The 16,543-nt window shown below is 55.7% G+C and carries 15 protein-coding genes; 5 read left to right on the top strand and 10 right to left on the bottom strand.

The genetic code is table 11. From position 1 onward, the window contains the following. Window positions 1-15 precede the first annotated feature (15 nt). From IE099_RS06360 to IE099_RS06340, 5 genes are all read right to left on the bottom strand, one after another. Window positions 16-1,008: an NAD(P)H-dependent glycerol-3-phosphate dehydrogenase gene (locus IE099_RS06360; RefSeq protein WP_189568459.1), complete on the bottom strand. Its 993-nt coding sequence runs from the start codon at window positions 1,006-1,008 to the stop codon at window positions 16-18. Between the two features lie 20 nt (window positions 1,009-1,028). After that, window positions 1,029-1,733, bottom strand: a complete 705-nt coding sequence (plsY, locus tag IE099_RS06355) for a glycerol-3-phosphate 1-O-acyltransferase PlsY (RefSeq protein WP_189568457.1) — start codon at window positions 1,731-1,733, stop codon at window positions 1,029-1,031. Between the two features lie 86 nt (window positions 1,734-1,819). Further along, a complete protein-coding gene (locus IE099_RS06350) occupies window positions 1,820-2,515 on the bottom strand; it encodes a peptidylprolyl isomerase (protein WP_229809416.1) in 696 nt (231 codons plus the stop codon). 48 nt (window positions 2,516-2,563) lie between these two features. After that, window positions 2,564-3,703, bottom strand: a complete 1,140-nt coding sequence (locus IE099_RS06345; protein ID WP_189568454.1) for a TMEM43 family protein — start codon at window positions 3,701-3,703, stop codon at window positions 2,564-2,566. A 54-nt stretch (window positions 3,704-3,757) separates the two neighbouring features. Then, window positions 3,758-4,759, bottom strand: coding sequence for an ABC transporter ATP-binding protein (locus tag IE099_RS06340; RefSeq protein ID WP_189568451.1), 1,002 nt, complete (start codon window positions 4,757-4,759; stop codon window positions 3,758-3,760). Window positions 4,760-4,919: 160 nt separating this feature from the next. Here IE099_RS06340 and murC point away from each other — a divergent pair, with 160 nt between their 5' ends. Further along, window positions 4,920-7,235, top strand: coding sequence for a UDP-N-acetylmuramate--L-alanine ligase (gene murC / locus IE099_RS06335; RefSeq protein ID WP_189568448.1), 2,316 nt, complete (start codon window positions 4,920-4,922; stop codon window positions 7,233-7,235). 12 nt (window positions 7,236-7,247) lie between these two features. Here the strand turns inward: murC and IE099_RS06330 are convergent, their stop codons facing one another. From IE099_RS06330 to IE099_RS06310, 5 genes are all read right to left on the bottom strand, one after another. Then, window positions 7,248-7,712: a hypothetical protein gene (locus IE099_RS06330; RefSeq protein WP_189568446.1), complete on the bottom strand. Its 465-nt coding sequence runs from the start codon at window positions 7,710-7,712 to the stop codon at window positions 7,248-7,250. Between the two features lie 14 nt (window positions 7,713-7,726). Then, entirely contained in the window at window positions 7,727-9,775 is a 2,049-nt protein-coding gene (locus tag IE099_RS06325) for a sodium-translocating pyrophosphatase (protein ID WP_189568443.1), read from the bottom strand. Window positions 9,776-9,960: 185 nt separating this feature from the next. Continuing rightward, entirely contained in the window at window positions 9,961-10,914 is a 954-nt protein-coding gene (locus tag IE099_RS06320; RefSeq protein ID WP_189568440.1) for a D-2-hydroxyacid dehydrogenase, read from the bottom strand. 140 nt (window positions 10,915-11,054) lie between these two features. Next, window positions 11,055-11,513 (bottom strand): 50S ribosomal protein L19, encoded by a 459-nt coding sequence (rplS, locus tag IE099_RS06315; RefSeq protein WP_189568437.1) that lies wholly within the window; start codon window positions 11,511-11,513, stop codon window positions 11,055-11,057. 131 nt (window positions 11,514-11,644) lie between these two features. Then, window positions 11,645-12,352: a zinc ribbon domain-containing protein gene (locus IE099_RS06310; RefSeq protein WP_189568434.1), complete on the bottom strand. Its 708-nt coding sequence runs from the start codon at window positions 12,350-12,352 to the stop codon at window positions 11,645-11,647. Between the two features lie 197 nt (window positions 12,353-12,549). On the opposite strand from IE099_RS06310, the gene IE099_RS06305 reads away from it, so the two are divergent. From IE099_RS06305 to IE099_RS06290, 4 genes are all read left to right on the top strand, one after another. Beyond that, entirely contained in the window at window positions 12,550-14,112 is a 1,563-nt protein-coding gene (locus tag IE099_RS06305; RefSeq protein ID WP_189568431.1) for a HEAT repeat domain-containing protein, read from the top strand. 69 nt (window positions 14,113-14,181) lie between these two features. Then, window positions 14,182-14,529: an aspartate 1-decarboxylase gene (locus IE099_RS06300; protein ID WP_189568429.1), complete on the top strand. Its 348-nt coding sequence runs from the start codon at window positions 14,182-14,184 to the stop codon at window positions 14,527-14,529. Between the two features lie 57 nt (window positions 14,530-14,586). Then, window positions 14,587-15,180 (top strand): preprotein translocase subunit SecG, encoded by a 594-nt coding sequence (gene secG / locus IE099_RS06295; protein ID WP_189568426.1) that lies wholly within the window; start codon window positions 14,587-14,589, stop codon window positions 15,178-15,180. A gap of 6 nt (window positions 15,181-15,186) precedes the next feature. Further along, the gene (locus IE099_RS06290) at window positions 15,187-16,443 is read left to right on the top strand and encodes a rhomboid family intramembrane serine protease (protein ID WP_189568424.1); all 1,257 of its coding nucleotides are present in this window, start codon (window positions 15,187-15,189) and stop codon (window positions 16,441-16,443) included. Window positions 16,444-16,543: the final 100 nt, after the last annotated feature.

The following is a 16,543-nucleotide window of genomic DNA, read 5'->3' as shown; positions in this document are numbered from 1 at the left end:
TGGCAGTAGTCCTTCCTAATCAGCTTCTGGCCGATAATCGCGGGTAAGGAGCTGATGCAAAACTTTGTTTGCCGGCTGGTCCAAATAGAGAATGGCGTGGACAGCATCGACCAAAGGAGTCCGGGCCCCAATGCTACGGGAGGTCTCGTAAATAGAGAGCGTGTTGGGGACACCCTCGGCAACCATTCCCAGACGGGCTTCCGCCTCGGCGGCCGTTTCTCCCGCCGCGAGTGCCAACCCCACCTGATGATTGCGCGAGTGGACTGAAAAGCACGTTGCGATGAGGTCGCCGACTCCAGAGAGCCCGGCAAAGGTCTCGGCCTGCCCACCCAGAGCAATGCCAAGGCGGGTCATCTCCGCCAGCGAACGAGTCGCGAGAGCAGCCAAGGCATTGTCCCCCAGCTTGAGCCCGGTCGCGATACCTGCCGCCAAGGCGTAAACGTTTTTGATTGCCCCACCGAGCTCGATTCCTGCGATGTCGGTGGAGGTGTAGGTGCGAAAGGTGTCGGTAGCGAACTGGGCCTGCAGATGCTCTGCGAGTTCCTCGTTCCGGGCTCCGATCACCGCACAGGCAGGTAGTCCTCGGGCAATTTCTTCCGCGTGGTTGGGGCCAGAGAGGACCGCGACCTGATGATTGGGAAAGACCTCTGTTAGAATCTCCGACATGCGTTTGCCGGTGCCGCGCTCGATGCCTTTGGCACAGGAAAGAAGGACGGCCTCCTTCGGAATGAGAGAGCGAAAGCTCTCAGCGGTTGAACGGAAGTGGGCGGTGGGGACCACGAAGAGAACGAGTTCAGCTCCTGTTAGAGCGGACTCGGGATCGGCACTGGCAATCAAGTTGTCGGGCAAACTGACCCCTGGCAGGTAGCGCTCATTCGCGCGGCTGGAATTGATGGTTGCGGCTTGTGACTCCTCGCGAGTCAAGAGCGTGACGGCATGCCCGTTGGATGCCGAGAGTATGCCAAGGGCCGTGCCCCAAGATCCCGAACCGATGATGGTGGTCTTCATAAAGTATTAGTGGACTGGGGCTACGCCTTTGTCTTTTTCGAGAACCTGTTTTCCGTGCCGTTGCGGAGACGCTGAATATTGGAACGATGTTTCCAGATGGCCAGAATTCCAATCGCGAGGCTGAACATGAAGAGGGGAATGTTCCAGGTTCCATCCTGGATCCGGCCATGGTGCCAGGAACCCCAGAGCGTGAGAAGGGGAAGAGAACCTGCCGCGATGATGGAAGCGAGCGAGACGTATCGGGTGATGAGGAAAACAATGAGGAAAAGAAGAACCAGAATCAAGGCGGCGAAGGGCATCAGAGCCAGCAGAACCCCGAGGGATGTGGCGATCCCCTTTCCTCCCTTGAAACCCAACCAGGGAGAATAATTGTGCCCGAGGATGGCGAAGAGAGCGGTGATGATGTGAACCATCTGCACAAAGAACTGCCTCGATTCAGGGAGCGTCGTCCTCATCGAATCGAGAAAGGCAAGGTGAGGGATGGGCTGGCGGTCGCCAAACTGCAAAAGATTGATGGCCAGAACAACCGGGATGAATCCCTTGAGAATGTCGAGAATCAGACAAATGATTCCAGGCCACATGCCGAGAACCCGAAAGACGTTAGTGGTTCCGATATTGCCGGAACCATGTTCGCGGATGTCGATTCCTTTGACCATGCGACCGATAATGAGACCAAAGGGAGTCGCCGCGATGATGAAGGCGAGGATGGGAAGCGCGTAGGGCATGAGGGAGAGGCTAGCAGTCGGGAGAGAAAGGAAAAGGCGGGTTTGTGACCCGCCTTTGAAAAAAATAGAAAGTCCCGCCAAAGGGACTACTTCAACTTGGCAGACTTGATGTAGTCCATCTTGGGAAAGCTCTTTTTGAGCAAAGCGTTCCCTTGGGCCTGCAACAGTCCCTGGTTCGGTCCGCGCCCTTGTGGAGAGCCTTCGCCGTAGCCGGCGTAGAGCGATTTCACGACTTCCATTCCCTTGGTCACTTCGCCGAAGGGAGTGAATCCCATTCCATCCAGATTGCCATTATTGCCGTAGTTGATGAAGAACTGCACCGAGCGCGAATTGGGAGCCCCTGTTTTGGCAAAGGTGATGCGTCCCGGGGTATTGGAGACGACCGCCTTGCCGTCATCCTTGATGTTCGCATCCTTCCAAACTGCATTCACAGCAGGATCACCGTGAACTCCAAATTGGGCCATGAAACCATCGATCACGCGGAAGAAGGCGACGTCCTGAAAGTAGCCGATCTTGACCAGGTTATAGAAACGGTCTGCTCCGAGCGGGGACCACTCGCGATTCACTTTGACTTCGAAGGGACCCTTGGTGGTGTCGAAGACAACTTCGAACGTCTCCGGCGCTTTTTCGGTCGCCTTGGACGGGTCTTTCATCGCGGGATGAGCCTTGCCGGCGGCGGCTTCGGCGGGTGCATTCTTCTCGGCGGGAGCTGCGGACTTTTCGTCAGCATCCGAGCACGAGGCCAATAGGAAGAGTGAGAGGAGAGGGGTAATCAGTTTCATGTTGCGTAGGCAATCTTGGCCAAAAACGGTAGGGTTGCAAGTCGCGGGCTAGGCAGTTTGAGGAGCATTCGCAGGCTTGGCCGTCAGCTTTTTGATCCCGAAAAAGAGAGCTGCTAGCGCTACGATGAGCAGAGGCACTCCGATGAGGGGACGGAAGGTGATCCACGAAATCGCCGCGATAATAAGGGTGATTCCACCTGCGAGGAGCATCCCGATGATACCAGTGGCAGCCCCCACGAGATTGCCGAGGAAGGGCACCAGGTCGGCGAGAACCGAGAGTGGTTTCAGGATCAGCCCGAAGCCAATCGACATCAGAACAAAGCCCGCGATCCGGAGCGCCCAACGGAGGAACTTGGCCTTTTGTTCCAAGACTTGAACCATCTCATTGGCGCTCAGGAGGCCTTCATTGAGTTCAAAGCGAATCTTGCCATTCTTCGCGCGATAGGGCTCGAAGCTCTCTCCTTTCTGCACCCCCATCACCGATACGTTGCCGGGTTGGGTCAGGGCGAAAGTCACTCGCTCGTCGCCGATTTCGGGTGCCGTCGGTGAGCCGGTGTAAAAGACCCCACCAGTGACATTGGCGGTCTCACTAACAAGATCGGCTGGCACTTCCTGAAGCGGGTAGGGCTCGGAGGAAGTGATTCTATTGATGAGAGTTTCCGGGAGTTGAAAGGCTCCCAATGTGACATTGGTGGCTTGTGATTGCCCCGAGCTGAATTTCTGGACCGAGTTGTTCTCGTGTCCGGCCTCCTCAAACTTACTGGAATCGATGGCGTTGGGCACCCACTTCTTTTCGTAGGTGTAAGACGTGCTGGTGGTCTCTCCACCTCCTACTTTCTTGTCGGTGCTAGTCTCACTTCTCTCATCCCATTGATAGATCTCCGAATTCCAAGTCAGACGAATGGCGTTTTCGCTGACACCAAACTCAGGATTTTCAACGAGGTCGTTTGTGAGGGTTGGGCCGTTGAGATGCACCAGTTTACCCTCTTTGCCGGGATCGACACTTTCGTTACCGATGGGAATCACTTCCTTGCCAACTTCGCGATTGGCCCGGATGTCACGCACCGCATTGCGTTCATTTCCAACCAATAGAACGACAGAAACCAGGGCCATCACGACGCCCACTAGAATCCCTTTAAACGAGCGTCCAATGCGCCCGAACCAACCCAAATTGGATACCACATTCATGCCGCGAGGCTATCGCGAATCACCATTCGTTCAAGCATCCGGTTGAATGGAATGCTAAGCCAGCGCGGCTGCAGGAGTCTCTTGAGCCAAACAGCCTGGGCAATCCTGCACCCAATGACCGGGGACAACTTCGGTGAGAACGGGAGCACGGTCGGTGAGGCAAAGGCTGGGGTCGCCCAAAGTGTTTCGCGGGCTGAAGGAACACCGCGTGGGCGACTGAGTCAGCGCGGGAGGAAGACCTCGGATGGTGTAGAGCTTTTCACCCTTCACCTGGCTGGCGGGGATACTCCTCAGCAGGGCTCGGGTGTAGGCGTGGCGCGGATTGCGGAAAAGAACATCGGCGGGGGCGCTCTCCACCACTTGGCCGGCATACATCACATTGACGTGGTCGCAGGTCTCGGAAACAACCGCTAGGTCGTGGGTGACGAGAATCACCGCCGAACCCAAGTCTTCCTGACGCTTCTTAATGAGGTCGAGGACCTGCTTTTGCACGGTCACATCGAGCGCTGTTGTCGGCTCGTCGGCAATGAGGAGTTCGGGTTTGGTGATGAGCGCCATCGCAATCATCACCCGCTGGCGCATTCCACCCGAGAACTCGTGCGGATAGCTATCGACGCGCGATTCGGGATTGGGGATACCGACCTCGGCGAGAGCTTGGATTGCCCGTTCGCGAGCCTCTGCTCCTTTGATGTTTTCGTGGAGAGCCAGAGGTTCAGTAAGTTGGTCGACGATCTTCAGGTAAGGATTGAGGGAAGTCATCGGATCCTGGAAAATCATCGAAATGCGCTTGCCTCGAATGGAGAGCAGGTCCTTTTCGTTCTTAGCCAAGAGGTCAAGACCGTCGAAGAGCGCTTTTCCGGAATGAATTTTCCCAGGGGGCTTGGGAATCAGACCCAACAAGGAATAACAGGTCACCGATTTTCCTGAGCCCGACTCGCCCACGATGCCGAGAGTTTTGCCTTTTTCCACTGAGAAGGAAACATCCTCCACGGCATGGACAATACCGTTGCGGGTGTGAAAACGAGTCGTCAGATTTGAAACTTCCAGAAGGGCCACGGGCGGGAGTGTGACTTCTTTTCCGCTCCGAAAGAAGAGCGAAGGGGAAAAAGTTTGTCGCGCATGAAGAGATCCGATTTGGGATTGAAAGAATCGTGCCACAACTCGTAAGAAATGTTGCTTGAGGGGGGCGTATGAGTTTCGGACACTGAGCGCACAGATGGCTGATTGGACTGAGCGATTTTTGGACCGGGACAACCCGGCGCGGGTGCACTTGATTGGGGTAGCAGGCTCGGGAATGAGTGGGCTGGCAGGATTGCTTTTGCAGATGGGTCACAAGGTGAGTGGGTCAGATCGCGTGACCAGCGGCGAAGTCGAGCGTTTGAAGTCGCTGGGGCTTCAGTTTTCGAGTCCCCATACCGCCGAAGCGGTGGAGGGCGTGGATGCGGTGGTTTATTCTTCGGCGATTCGTCCCTGTAATCCGGCGCGTGCTGCCGCGGAATCTGCAGGCATCCCTTGTCTTCTGCGTGCGGAATGTTTGGCCGCCATTTTGGGGGGCAAAGAAGGGGTCGTCGTGTCAGGCACCCATGGGAAAACCACTACTTCCGCGATGTGCGCCCATGTTTTGCGCAAGGCAGGCGAGAAGCCCAGCCACTACGTTGGGGCAGAGATTCCTGTGCTCGGCACCAATGCCCATTGGGAGGAAAGTGGTGAGTTGATGGTCGCCGAAGGTGACGAGAGTGATGGCACCCTGCGTCTCTACCGGCCGAAGTATAGCATCGTCCTCAATGTGGAGGCCGAGCACTTGGATTTTTATAGTGGAATTGACGAGATCGATGCCGTCTTCTCCACCTTGTTGGGTCAGACTTCGGACTCGGTCATCTATTGCGGCGATGATGAGGGGGCGAGACGGGTTTGCGGGGGACGCGAACAAGCGATTTCCTACGGACTGGAGGAAGGAAACGATTTTGTTGCTTCCAACATTTTGGAAGGACGGGGCACGACTGCCTTTACGGTCGTTCGGAGGGGAGAAGAACTGGGTAGGGTCGAGCTGGGGATTCCCGGGCGACACAACGTTCTCAATGCTCTGGCGGCTATCGTTCTAGCCTGCGAAGTCGAGGCAGATTTCGACTTGGTAGCGCGTGCCCTATCGACTTTTGCCGGCGCGAAACGTCGGTTTGAGACCAAATGGCGGAGCCCGCAGCTTCGGGTCATTGATGACTATGGCCACCATCCTACCGAAATTGAAGCGACTCTGAAGACCGCTCTGAGTCTCGGCCGCGAACGATTGGTTGTGGTCTTCCAACCCCACCGTTTTTCTCGCACCCAGCGATTGGCCGAGGAGTTTGGCAAAGCTCTGCAACTGGCCGACTTGGTCTATGTCCTACCGGTTTACGCGGCGAGCGAGGATCCGATCGAAGGGGTCACTGGTGCGACCATCGTGGAAGCCATGGATCGGCAGGGCCCGACCGAGGGCTATTATCTTCCCAACTTTGATACCGCCCATCACGTGGTGGGGAATGCGTTGAAAGAGCGGGATCTTCTACTGACCCTCGGCGCAGGCAACGTCCACGAGGTGGGGCGCAAAATCATCCGCGACATCGCCTATGTGGAGGAACTGAAGCGCGATGCCGGGGAGGAAGGTCTGAAGGTGAAGCTCTACGAGCCAATGAAACGACACACTACCATGTTGGTCGGTGGTCCGGCGCAATTTTGGGTCGAGCCCGAGACTTTCGACGGCTTCGTCAACGTGATCGATTACTTTAAGGAAGAAGGCTTTCCCGTCCGGGTCGTTGGGCGGGGCTCCAATTTGTTGGTGCGGGACGGCGGCATCCGTGGCGCGGTCATTCATCCGTCGAATAAAGGAGAATTTGGCGCACTCAGTGTGGTCGGAGAGGGCCTGATCGAGGCCGGTGCCGGTGTCCGGTTCAAGAAGCTTGCTAGCTTTGCCCAAAAGCAAGGCATCGGTGGCTTCGAGTGGATGGAAGGCATTCCCGGAAACGTGGGAGGAGGTCTCCGCATGAATGCGGGTGCCATGGGCACAGAGACATTCGATCAAGTCGTGGAATTGGAATTTCTTGATGAAGATGGTCAGCGACGGGTCCGCAAGCGGAACGAGATCGAGGCCCACTATCGCAACGTTCCCGAACTGCGACGCAACTATGCTTTGCGGGTTATTTTCAAAGGAGAGCCAAAAGCCGAGGCCGATAAGATTCAAGAGCAGCTCGACCTCTCACGCGACAAGCGAAAGAGTTCCCAACCACGGGGAGCCAGCGCGGGTTGTATTTTCAAGAATCCACAGAGTGCCGGCATCGGAGCGGGTCAACTGGTAGACGAATTGGGCTTGAAGGGTTCAACCGTTGGAAAGGCGATTGTCTCCCACGAGCACGGCAACTTCATCGTCAATGGAGGAAAAGGATCCGCGACCGAGGTCCTCGAGCTCATCAATCAAATCCAGGCCAAAGCCAAGGAAGAGCGTGGAATCGAACTCGATACGGAAGTGCAGATCCTCGGTGAGGACGAGGCTACGTTCTAAGGTTTCCCGATATTAGGAGTGGTGACCGTTCCTGCTGCCTTGCTCTTCCTGACTGGGTTGCAGGTTGTTCTTGAGCATGTCGAAGGGAGTGCCACAAAAGTGACAGCGAATTCGGCGAGTCGTGATTGCGCGGATGATATTTGTGTTCCCATAATTCAGAGGGAAAAGCCTGAACGCCTTCACGTGTTTGGAAGCTTGGCTGTCGAGTAGGGGGGTGCCTTTGCAGAGAGGGCAGGTTGCCTTTCGCCGGGACAGATAACCCAGTAGCCATACCGGAATGGCGAGAAAGGTCAGAGCAATGAGCAAATAGGCATTCTTCTCATTACCATCCAAAGCAAATCCGACACCAGCAGCGGCGATAAAGCTCAGTAGCATGTAGAAAAGGACAGCCCAACACAGGGAGGCGTGATAGTGGAGCTTGTGGGGAAGGGAACGAGCTCGTTGCTCATAGGGGAGCTTTCGGGGGGTCTCGGACATGGGGAGCTTCAGGATTACCCCAAGTGTGGCGCTATCACAATGCTGACGATTGCCATCACATTGATCAGGATGTTCATGGAGGGCCCGGAGGTGTCTTTGAAAGGGTCACCAACCGTATCACCGACCACGCAGCTTTTGTGGGTTTGGGAGTTCTTTCCACCAAAGTGGCCTTTCTCGACATGCTTCTTCGCATTGTCCCAAGCCCCACCCGCGTTGGACATCATCAGCGCCAGCAAAAGGCAGCCGAGCAATGCCCCGCAAAGGGTGCCCGCCAGCGCACTGGGTCCATTGGCACCAAAGCCAAAGCCGACCACAACAGGAGTGCCGACCGCGAGAAGCGCGGGGAGAATCATGCGCTTGGTTGCCGCTTTGGTCGCGATGTCCACGCATCGGTCGGAGTCGGGCTCGCCTGTTCCTTCCAGAATACCCGGAATATCCCGGAACTGACGCCGGATTTCCGAAATCATATCGAAGGCCGCCTTGCCCACCGCATCCATCGTGATTGCCCCATTGAGAAAGGGAATCACTCCACCAATGAAAAGACCGACAAAAAAGGTGCGCAATACCTCGGGCTCTCCCAAGGTTAAGCTAATCTGGGTCTTTTCAATAAAGGCGGTAATCAGGGCTAGGGCCGCGAGACCGGCGGCTCCGATGGCGAAGCCTTTGCCAATAGCCGCGGTAGTATTGCCGACCGCATCCAAGCCGTCGGTGATTTTTCGGGTTTCCTCACCCAAGCCCGCCATTTCGGCGATTCCACCCGCATTATCGGCCACGGGACCGTAGGCATCGATGGCCATAGTGATTCCCACCGTTCCCAACATTCCCACCGCCGCCAGTCCGACTCCATAGAGTCCGGCCAGTTCGAAGGAGCCATAGATGACGGCCGCAAGAGAGAGCATGGGAACAGCCACCGATTTGAGACCGAGGGAGAGTCCCGCAATCATGATGGTGGCGACTCCCGTTTCACCCTGTCGGGCCAATTCACGAATTGGTTTTCCCGCCGTATAGTGTTCGGTGATGAGGCCGATGACAATTCCTCCCAAGGCACCGCACAAGACGCAGGATGCCAAAGATGCTTTCAAGCCCAACATGCCGATGAGTCCGAAAGAGGCGACTATGAATAATAGGGCCGACCCAATGGTGCCGAAGCGGAGAGCCTGAGCCGGATCGCGCTCACACATGAGCCGCACCACCAGGATTCCCAGAACTGAGCAAACCAGTCCCAGGGTCGTCAGGAGCAGGGGCAACTGCATCGCCAGATTCTTGGCGTTTTCTCCAGTGAAACTCAATTCTGCCAAAGAGTTGGCCCCGATGGACGCAGCAGCCGCCGCGATGGCAATGGTCGCGATCTGCGCTCCACAATAGCTCTCAAAAATGTCCGAGCCCATTCCCGCCACATCGCCCACATTGTCTCCCACGTTGTCAGCAATGACTCCCGGGTTGCGAGGGTCGTCCTCGGGAATACCGGCTTCCACCTTTCCAACCAAATCTGCTCCCACGTCCGCGGCCTTCGTGAAAATCCCGCCACCTACGCGATAAAAGAGAGCCACCAGAGATGCGCCCATGGCAAAACCTTCTAAAATCTCAGCCAGTTCTTTGTGGTCGTTAAAGACCAAGAACAATCCGCCCAATCCGAGCAGGCCCATGGAGGCAACCGTAAGCCCCATGACGGAACCACCAAAGAAGGCGATCGTGAGAGCTGGTCCCGCTCCTTCCTCGCTGGCGGCAATCGCAGTGCGCACATTGGCCTTGGTGGCAGTATGCATTCCCACAAAGCCAGCAAAGGACGAGGCAATGGCCCCCAAAAAGAAGGCCAGGCTCTGTTGTGGGCCGTAGGTGCTCTTTTGAAAAAAGAAAAGACAGACTCCAATCACGAGGGCGAAGGCCGAAATGAGGAGAAATTCCCTCTTCATGAAGACCATAGAGCCTCGATGAATCTTCTCGGCTATCTCGGCAGTCTTTCCTTCTCCACCCGAACGCCTGGCGATCGAACGATAGAACAAGAAAGCCAGCAGGAGACCTAGTAGTCCAAAAGATGGGGTGATGAAGAGGGACGGAGTCATATGAGCGGTCAGGGGATGGATTTTTAGGAGTTGGTTCTCAACTCATTCCCCAGAATAAGAAGAAGAGCAGACTTCACAATTCCTAAAGTCGAAAACAGTCGGGATATCACATTCAGAACGCCCCCCTTCCGTTTCGACAGCTCCGTCGGGAAAGAGCCGCCGCCCCCGGAACGCGCGGCTCCTCCTTAGTTGACCTGATTGTCAGGCTCACCATTCAGCCAAGCTTCCAGGTTACCCAGAAGTCCATCCAAGAGGCGTTGGCGCGCCTCAATGGCGGTCCATGCGGTATGGGGAGTGATTAACAGGTTCTTGGCCCTGAGTTCGGGAGAGAGCAGGGGATTCTCCAACGAGGGAGGTTCAACCGAAAGCACATCCAATCCGGCCCCCGCGATCTGGTCCTCATGAAGAGCCTTCGCCAATGCGGGTTCGTCGATGAGAGCGCCACGGCCGGTATTTATAAGCAGAGCGGTTGGCTTCATGAGGCCAAGGGGCTCCGCGTTGATAAGCTTCTCCGTTTCGGGATTGAGAGGGCAGTGAAGGGAAATGATGTCGGAGGTAGCGAAGAATTCTTCCTTGCCCACCCGGTTGCGACTGGTGCTGGTTGCACCCTCGCGTGCGAGGGCCTGCACGGACAGTCCGAAGGCTTCCGCAATCCGTGCGACTGCGCTTCCGGTCTCGCCCAAGCCGACGATTCCGAGGGTTTTGTCAGCCAGTTCGGTTACGGGATGGTCGAGGTGGGTGAAAATCGGGGACTGATGCCAGGTTTGGATCTCGGCTCCATAGCGATTGGCGCTCGTGACGAGATTGAGAAGGAGCGCAAAGACATGCTGGGCAACCGCCGAAGTCGAGTATCCCGCCACATTGCACACGGGGATACCCCGTTCTTTGGCCGCCTCCAGGTCGATGTGGTTGAATCCGGTGGCAGCAATCAGAATCAGCTTGAGGTCCGGCAATTGGGCCAGGGTGTCGGCTGAAAAGGGGACCTTATTGGTGACCACGACCTCAGCACCGGCGGCGTGGTCTAGGATTTGATAAGGTGAGGTCGTATCGTGGAAAGTGAGGGAGCCATACTTTTCAAAAGGAGAGAAATCCAAGTCGCCACGATGCAGGGTTGATGAATCCAGAAAATTGATTTGCATGCGAACAGCCTACCGAAAAGTCGAGGTCTGGCAATCGAAGCCGCACGCGGAATAACCGATTCCTGACATGGCGACGGAACGACAAAAAAACGGCTCCAACTGGAGCCGCTCTGAAAAAAGTGTGGTTTAATGAGGAATTCTTATTCCGCGCTCTCGGCAGCTGCCTCAGCTGCGGGGGCTGCTTCCTCTTTGGTCGCGCGCTTGGCTGCGGAAGCCTCCTTCTTGGCGGCACGGGCTTTCGCTGCCGCGTTGGAGTCAGCAGGCTTTACGAGAAGGGCACGCTTACCAACGCGGTCACGCAAGTAGTGAAGCTTCGCACGACGGACTTTACCGCGGGAAACGACTTCAATCTTTGCAACACGGGGAGTGTGAACAGGGAAAACACGCTCAACACCTTCACCATAGGAAATCTTGCGAACGGTGTAGGAGGCATTGACGCCGCCACCTTTGCGAGCAATCACGAGACCAGCAAAGATCTGGGTCCGCTCCTTTTCGCCTTCCTTTACGAGGCAGTGAATCTTGACGCTATCACCGACACCAAATTCGGGGATGTTATCCTTCTGCTGCTCTTGGTCAATTTTATCGATGATGGTGCTCATGGCTTGAAAAAACTTGCTGCCGGTGCGCCGAGGGTTTCGGTCCGGAAGGGGCGAGGGAACTAAGGGATTCGAGGAAGGGTTTCAACTGTTTTTTTCGAAATCGGTCCTCGAATGCCACCTTTTCGTCACTTTTATCCCGCAAAGAGGATTCGGCCGCAGTTTTCGCACTGCACCACTTCCTTGTCCGCGGTGACCTTGATGAGGGTGGATGGCGTGACTTTCACATGGCAGCCTCCGCACTGCCCACTCTCCGAAAGGCTTACTACCACCTTGGTTCCGCGAGCATTCCGCAACCTGTCGTAGAGTTCGAGCAGGTCCTCGTCGCCTACCTCGCTTGCAGCCTTTTCACGTTGAGTTTGAACCTCCGCCAAGCGGGCGCGTTCTTCTTTCTCCCGTGTGTCATAAGCAGCCAAGTCTTCGGCCACGCTGGCCTCCGCTTTAGCCAACACCTCTTTCGCCGCCTCGAGCTTGGAGCGGAGTTCGTCACTTCGTTCCATCAGCTCCAATTCCGTGGTTTCGTGTTCGTCGATCTCTCCCTGGTAGCGTTCGATCTCGGTTCCGATGGCTCGAAACTCGTCGTTCTTCCGAGTTTCGAACTGCTGGGTCTTCAATCGGCCGATGGTCGTTTTCCGCGTTTCAATATCGAGCTCCACATTTTTAATCGCGACCTCGTTTTCCTGCAGAGCGGTCTTGGCTTCAGCGACGGCCTTCTGGGAACTGGATAGGCGCGTGCTCGCCATTTCCTTTTCGTGAGGGATACGTTTGAGGTCGCTTTCCAAATCAGCGATGGCCTGATCACGCGTTTGCAAGATTATCAGACGCTCAATTTCGGGAATCATGCCCTGTGGTTATCGCGTCGAAAGGTAGCTGGCAAGAGCAGTGATGCCTCGGGCGAAAAAGAAGACTCTAAAATCTAGAGAATGAGTTGATGCATGGACGTTAAACAGTGACACTCGAAGTCACCGAACGACTTTCCCTTTAATATTTGATGATGAATTTGCGAATTGAGTGCCCTGGCTGCAGACAAACCTTCGAGGTGAGTGAAGAGCTAAAGGGCCGGACTGTTGAATGTGGCTCTTGTGAGAAGCGCTTTCAGGTAACAGAGGGTGTGATCGCGCATGAGCGGGACCGCTTCTATCCCGATGAGATTCGGAAAAAGGCAGACCTGAGCCGTTTCGGACGTGCTCCAATTTCTTCCGCTCCGGTTGAATTCCGAACCATGGAGTACGGCAAAATCCCAAAGCAGCCCATGATCGGACCAGCGCCACCGGCACGCAACTTTTCCTTGGTCGGCGGTTTGCTCGTTCTTATTCTGACTGCTCTAGCGTTCTACCTGGGAGCAGAAAACGTGGGCGGTTTCTTACAAGATGTAGAGAAACCGCAACGATATGTCTTGGCGGGATTCTTTGGATTGCTGGGTTTTGGCCTTTTGACCTGGGGTAATATTCGTAAACCTATCTTGGGTGCCATTATTGGTTTGCTGGGAATGGCAGGCCTTTTGGCAATGGCTTACTATTTGCCGGTTCATCGTTCCGCCACTGCGGTTGGTTCCGCCAATGAATTCGAAAGCAGTGTGATTGGCGATCAGAGCGAAAAAGAAGAAGCCCCAGCCTTCTTCCCAGGAATAACCGAGGAGAAGCTGACGCCCCAACAGGTGATGAGAAAGACCCGCTGGGAATCGGCGGTCTTGCCTCTGGTGAGTCGAGGCGATGAAAATCAGGTGGCGGCAATTTGGGTGCGCTCCATGGAAGAGTTTCACAACCTGCAAATCCGGAAGTATCTTCAGCAGGAGCTCGAACTCCCGATTCGCCCGGATTTCCGGACCTTGAGCGATGGCGGAATTTTCGTTCTGAGCGGAATTCCCCTGGACTTGGATCAAGTGGAATTTGTCGCTGAGCGTTTTGGCGAGATTGAGCAAGTCATCCCCGAGTTGCGTCTCATCCAGATGCAGGTGAACCCAACCGTTCTGGGCGAAGTGAGCAACGAGTTGACCAGCAAGCTCAGTAATCCCGATGATGGTGCCTTTTACTCCCTCAATTACGCCGAGTTGATTGCCCTCGACCGAGGGCGCGTAAAGCTGGCCATCAAACGATTGGCAACCGCCGAGCCCATTCGGATGCGCAAAGATATCACCGTAAGGCTGGTCGGCCTATTGAGCGAAAAACACGATCCCGAGACATTGGGCGATTTGGCAAAAGCCATCGAGGTCTGGTCTGAAGAAGGCGATGGAGCCGACCGGATTGTCGCGGATATGGGGACCAGAATGAGGTTGCGGGGGCAGCCGGTTCCTGACGAGATTCTGCGTTTTGTCGCAGAGAGAAAAACGCCAACTGCCGCTTCCATGATGGTCGACCTCTGGGCCGAAAGTCCTGTCACCCGTCAAAGTTACCTAGAATCCTACGGATCACAGGCGGCTCCCTTGGTCGAGCCGTTCCTGCGCTCGGAAGAAGTCGGGATGGCTCGCTCTGCTGCCATCATGCTTGGAAAAATTGGAACTTCCGCTCAGCTGCCAGCCATGCAGGAAGCGCTAGCCGAATCAAGTGATGACGAGCTCAAGCTGGTCTTGGAAGAGGCCATCAAGCGTGTTTCGCAACGATAGGGGAGCTGACTGCGACAGCTGAATATTAGCCGTTGACGCCGAAGCCTCCTAAGTAGAAGAGTGCGCCGAATGTTACGCCAATTCTTAAAATCAAAAATCCACCGCGCGATGATCACCCGGGCGGACGTCGAGTATGAGGGAAGCATTGAGATCCCCGGCAACCTGATGGATGAAGTCGGGTTGATGGAGGGGGAGAAGGTGCTCGTCGCCTCGGTGACCTCCGGAAACAGGTTGGAAACCTATGCTCAACGGGGTCCGGACGGGATCGAGTTCATCATCAACGGTGGCGCCGCCCATCGGATTAAGAAGGGTGAACGTGTTACGATTATGGCCTGGGGTCTTTCCGAAGGGCCAGTTGTAGCCCGAAGGATTGTGATGAATGAGGTCAACGAAATCATCGCCCGCTCGGGACAGTAAAACCTGTCTTAAACTTCTTTTGACAACACGGGGTCACTTACCCATAGTCCGCCGCCCATGACTCTGGTAGCCGCTTCAACAGGTCTCAATATTTCCATTACCCTTCTCATCATCGTTCTGGTGGTGGTGAGTCTTCTCATGATCCTTGTGGTAATGATGCAACGTCCCAAACAAGAAGGATTGGGGGCCGCCTTTGGTGGAGGTATGACCGATCAACTTCTGGGTGCCGGAACAACGAGCTTCCTACAAAAAAGCACTGTTGTTCTCGGAATCCTCTTCTTCTTGCTGAGCTTGATTCTTGGAATCTTGGTCGGTCGTTCCAATAAGGAGCAGGGTCTGAGTGATTTGACCCCCGTTCCCACCGAGGAAAAAGCGGCTCCTGCTCCGGGTATTGCCGATGGCGTTGACTTGAGCTCGGGAGACGGGGAAGAAGACGCTCTCTTGGAGCAGATCGAAGCTGCAACCCGCATGGCGGAAGAAGCCAATGAGGCAGACGCCGCGGAAGAAACTGCACCGACTCCAGCCGAGGAAACCGAGTCGACTGAAATCCCTGCTGAAACAGAAGCCCCCGAGCCCGAAGTGGTTGAAGAACCAGCTCCAGCCGAGGAAGTGACTCCTTCTGAAACGACTGAGGAGCCGAGCGAAAACTAATTTCACATGAATGGGCAGGATGAATTGACGGACCTGCCCGTCTGGCAGAGGGAAGAGATCTTCCCCGCCAAACCGCCAGGGGGTAACTACGGGGTTCTGGTTGGCAAAGACGAGGCCAAGGCCTTTACGAATTTCGCTGATTTAGAGGAACATGTGGCCCAGTGGCGCGAACCTGCCGGGCTAATCTGGACTCCTGACCGGGAGCGTTGTTTCCCACCCGAAGAGGACGCCCGCTTGCTCAATGCGCTCCGCAAGAGAAAGGCCGCTCTTTCTGAAGTCGATTGGAGCAGCCTGCGATTCAGAGCCTTTCTTTTCGCCCTTCCCATTGTTTATCTTTTCTGGAGCGCCTTGGCTTCGGGACGGGTTTTGCACTCACAGGAGCTGGGAATTTACGCTGTTCTCTGGCTGATGTTTGCCGGAATCCCGGCCTATGAAGCGTGGAAACGGTCGCGACGCGCGCTGCGCCTGAATGCGGAGAATCTCGCAGGGGAGGCGGAAGAAGTTCGCTTCGAGATTTGGATACGCCGACAGCATATCCCATTCACCAAGATCCTTTTGGGGGTCGTGGTAGGGGTTTACTTTGTTCAAGTTCTCAAGGGAATGGCCCAAAGCGGAGGACTTCTTTCCGCGCTGTGGCTGCCGCTGGAGATTCGAGGAGGTCAACCGGACTTGGCCGGACTTGCCGAAGCAGGCTTGGTCAAGAGCCGGGATGGCATCGGGTATTTTCACGGAGAATGGTGGCGCCTTTTGACCGCGCCCATGTTGCACGGTCAGCTCATTCATATCGTGATGAATGGCCTGGGCCTTCTCTACCTGGGCCGCAGGACCGAGGTGATGGCGAGCTGGCCTCACCTGGCCCTGGTGTTTCTGGTGTCAATGTTGGCCGGAGGAATTGCCTCGGCATACGGCTTGCCCACCCAGCCATCAGTTGGGGCCTCGGGCGGCATTATGGGCTTGCTCGGGTTTCTATTGGTGTTCGAGTATTTGCATGGCCGTCTCGTACCCCAGCGAGCCACCCGGCGACTCTGCGCAGCCTTGATATTCACCTTTGTGGTAGGCTTTGTCGGTTACCAATTCATCGACAACTGGGCGCATGGAGGAGGTTTGTTGGCGGGAGGAATTTACGCCGCGATTGTCTTTCCCAAGTCCAGCTCTCCTCATCGGCCCCGAGCCACCCGGACCGACCAACTGCTGGGAGTGATCGCGGGCTTGATCGTTGTAGCCGGGGCTTTTCTCGCTGTCATGCGCATGCGTGGAGTGTAGGGCCGCAAGTCTCTCTTTCTTAAAGATCTCTCAAGCCTCAAAAGTCTATCTAGGTCAGTAGGCAAACGTTCGATTCAAACAAGTGTTTGACAGCGCCTTT

The organism is Roseibacillus persicicus, assembly GCF_014651675.1.
In the GTDB taxonomy this organism is placed as follows: domain Bacteria; phylum Verrucomicrobiota; class Verrucomicrobiia; order Verrucomicrobiales; family Akkermansiaceae; genus Roseibacillus; species Roseibacillus persicicus.
Note: the sequence above shows the minus strand (reverse complement) of the source record. Positions and strands in the feature narration are given on the sequence as shown.

What these genes read in the sequence shown, in the direction of transcription:
- rplS (WP_189568437.1), bottom strand. Translation starts at nt 11,513, where the DNA reads ATGAGCACCATCATCGATAAAATTGACCAAGAGCAGCAGAAGGATAAC.
- secG (WP_189568426.1), top strand. Translation starts at nt 14,587, where the DNA reads ATGACTCTGGTAGCCGCTTCAACAGGTCTCAATATTTCCATTACCCTT.
- IE099_RS06320 (WP_189568440.1), bottom strand. Translation starts at nt 10,914, where the DNA reads ATGCAAATCAATTTTCTGGATTCATCAACCCTGCATCGTGGCGACTTG.
- IE099_RS06350 (WP_229809416.1), bottom strand. Translation starts at nt 2,515, where the DNA reads ATGAAACTGATTACCCCTCTCCTCTCACTCTTCCTATTGGCCTCGTGC.
- IE099_RS06325 (WP_189568443.1), bottom strand. Translation starts at nt 9,775, where the DNA reads ATGACTCCGTCCCTCTTCATCACCCCATCTTTTGGACTACTAGGTCTC.
- IE099_RS06300 (WP_189568429.1), top strand. Translation starts at nt 14,182, where the DNA reads ATGTTACGCCAATTCTTAAAATCAAAAATCCACCGCGCGATGATCACC.
- IE099_RS06310 (WP_189568434.1), bottom strand. Translation starts at nt 12,352, where the DNA reads ATGATTCCCGAAATTGAGCGTCTGATAATCTTGCAAACGCGTGATCAG.
- IE099_RS06345 (WP_189568454.1), bottom strand. Translation starts at nt 3,703, where the DNA reads ATGAATGTGGTATCCAATTTGGGTTGGTTCGGGCGCATTGGACGCTCG.
- IE099_RS06290 (WP_189568424.1), top strand. Translation starts at nt 15,187, where the DNA reads ATGAATGGGCAGGATGAATTGACGGACCTGCCCGTCTGGCAGAGGGAA.
- IE099_RS06360 (WP_189568459.1), bottom strand. Translation starts at nt 1,008, where the DNA reads ATGAAGACCACCATCATCGGTTCGGGATCTTGGGGCACGGCCCTTGGC.
- murC (WP_189568448.1), top strand. Translation starts at nt 4,920, where the DNA reads ATGGCTGATTGGACTGAGCGATTTTTGGACCGGGACAACCCGGCGCGG.
- plsY (WP_189568457.1), bottom strand. Translation starts at nt 1,733, where the DNA reads ATGCCCTACGCGCTTCCCATCCTCGCCTTCATCATCGCGGCGACTCCC.
- IE099_RS06330 (WP_189568446.1), bottom strand. Translation starts at nt 7,712, where the DNA reads ATGTCCGAGACCCCCCGAAAGCTCCCCTATGAGCAACGAGCTCGTTCC.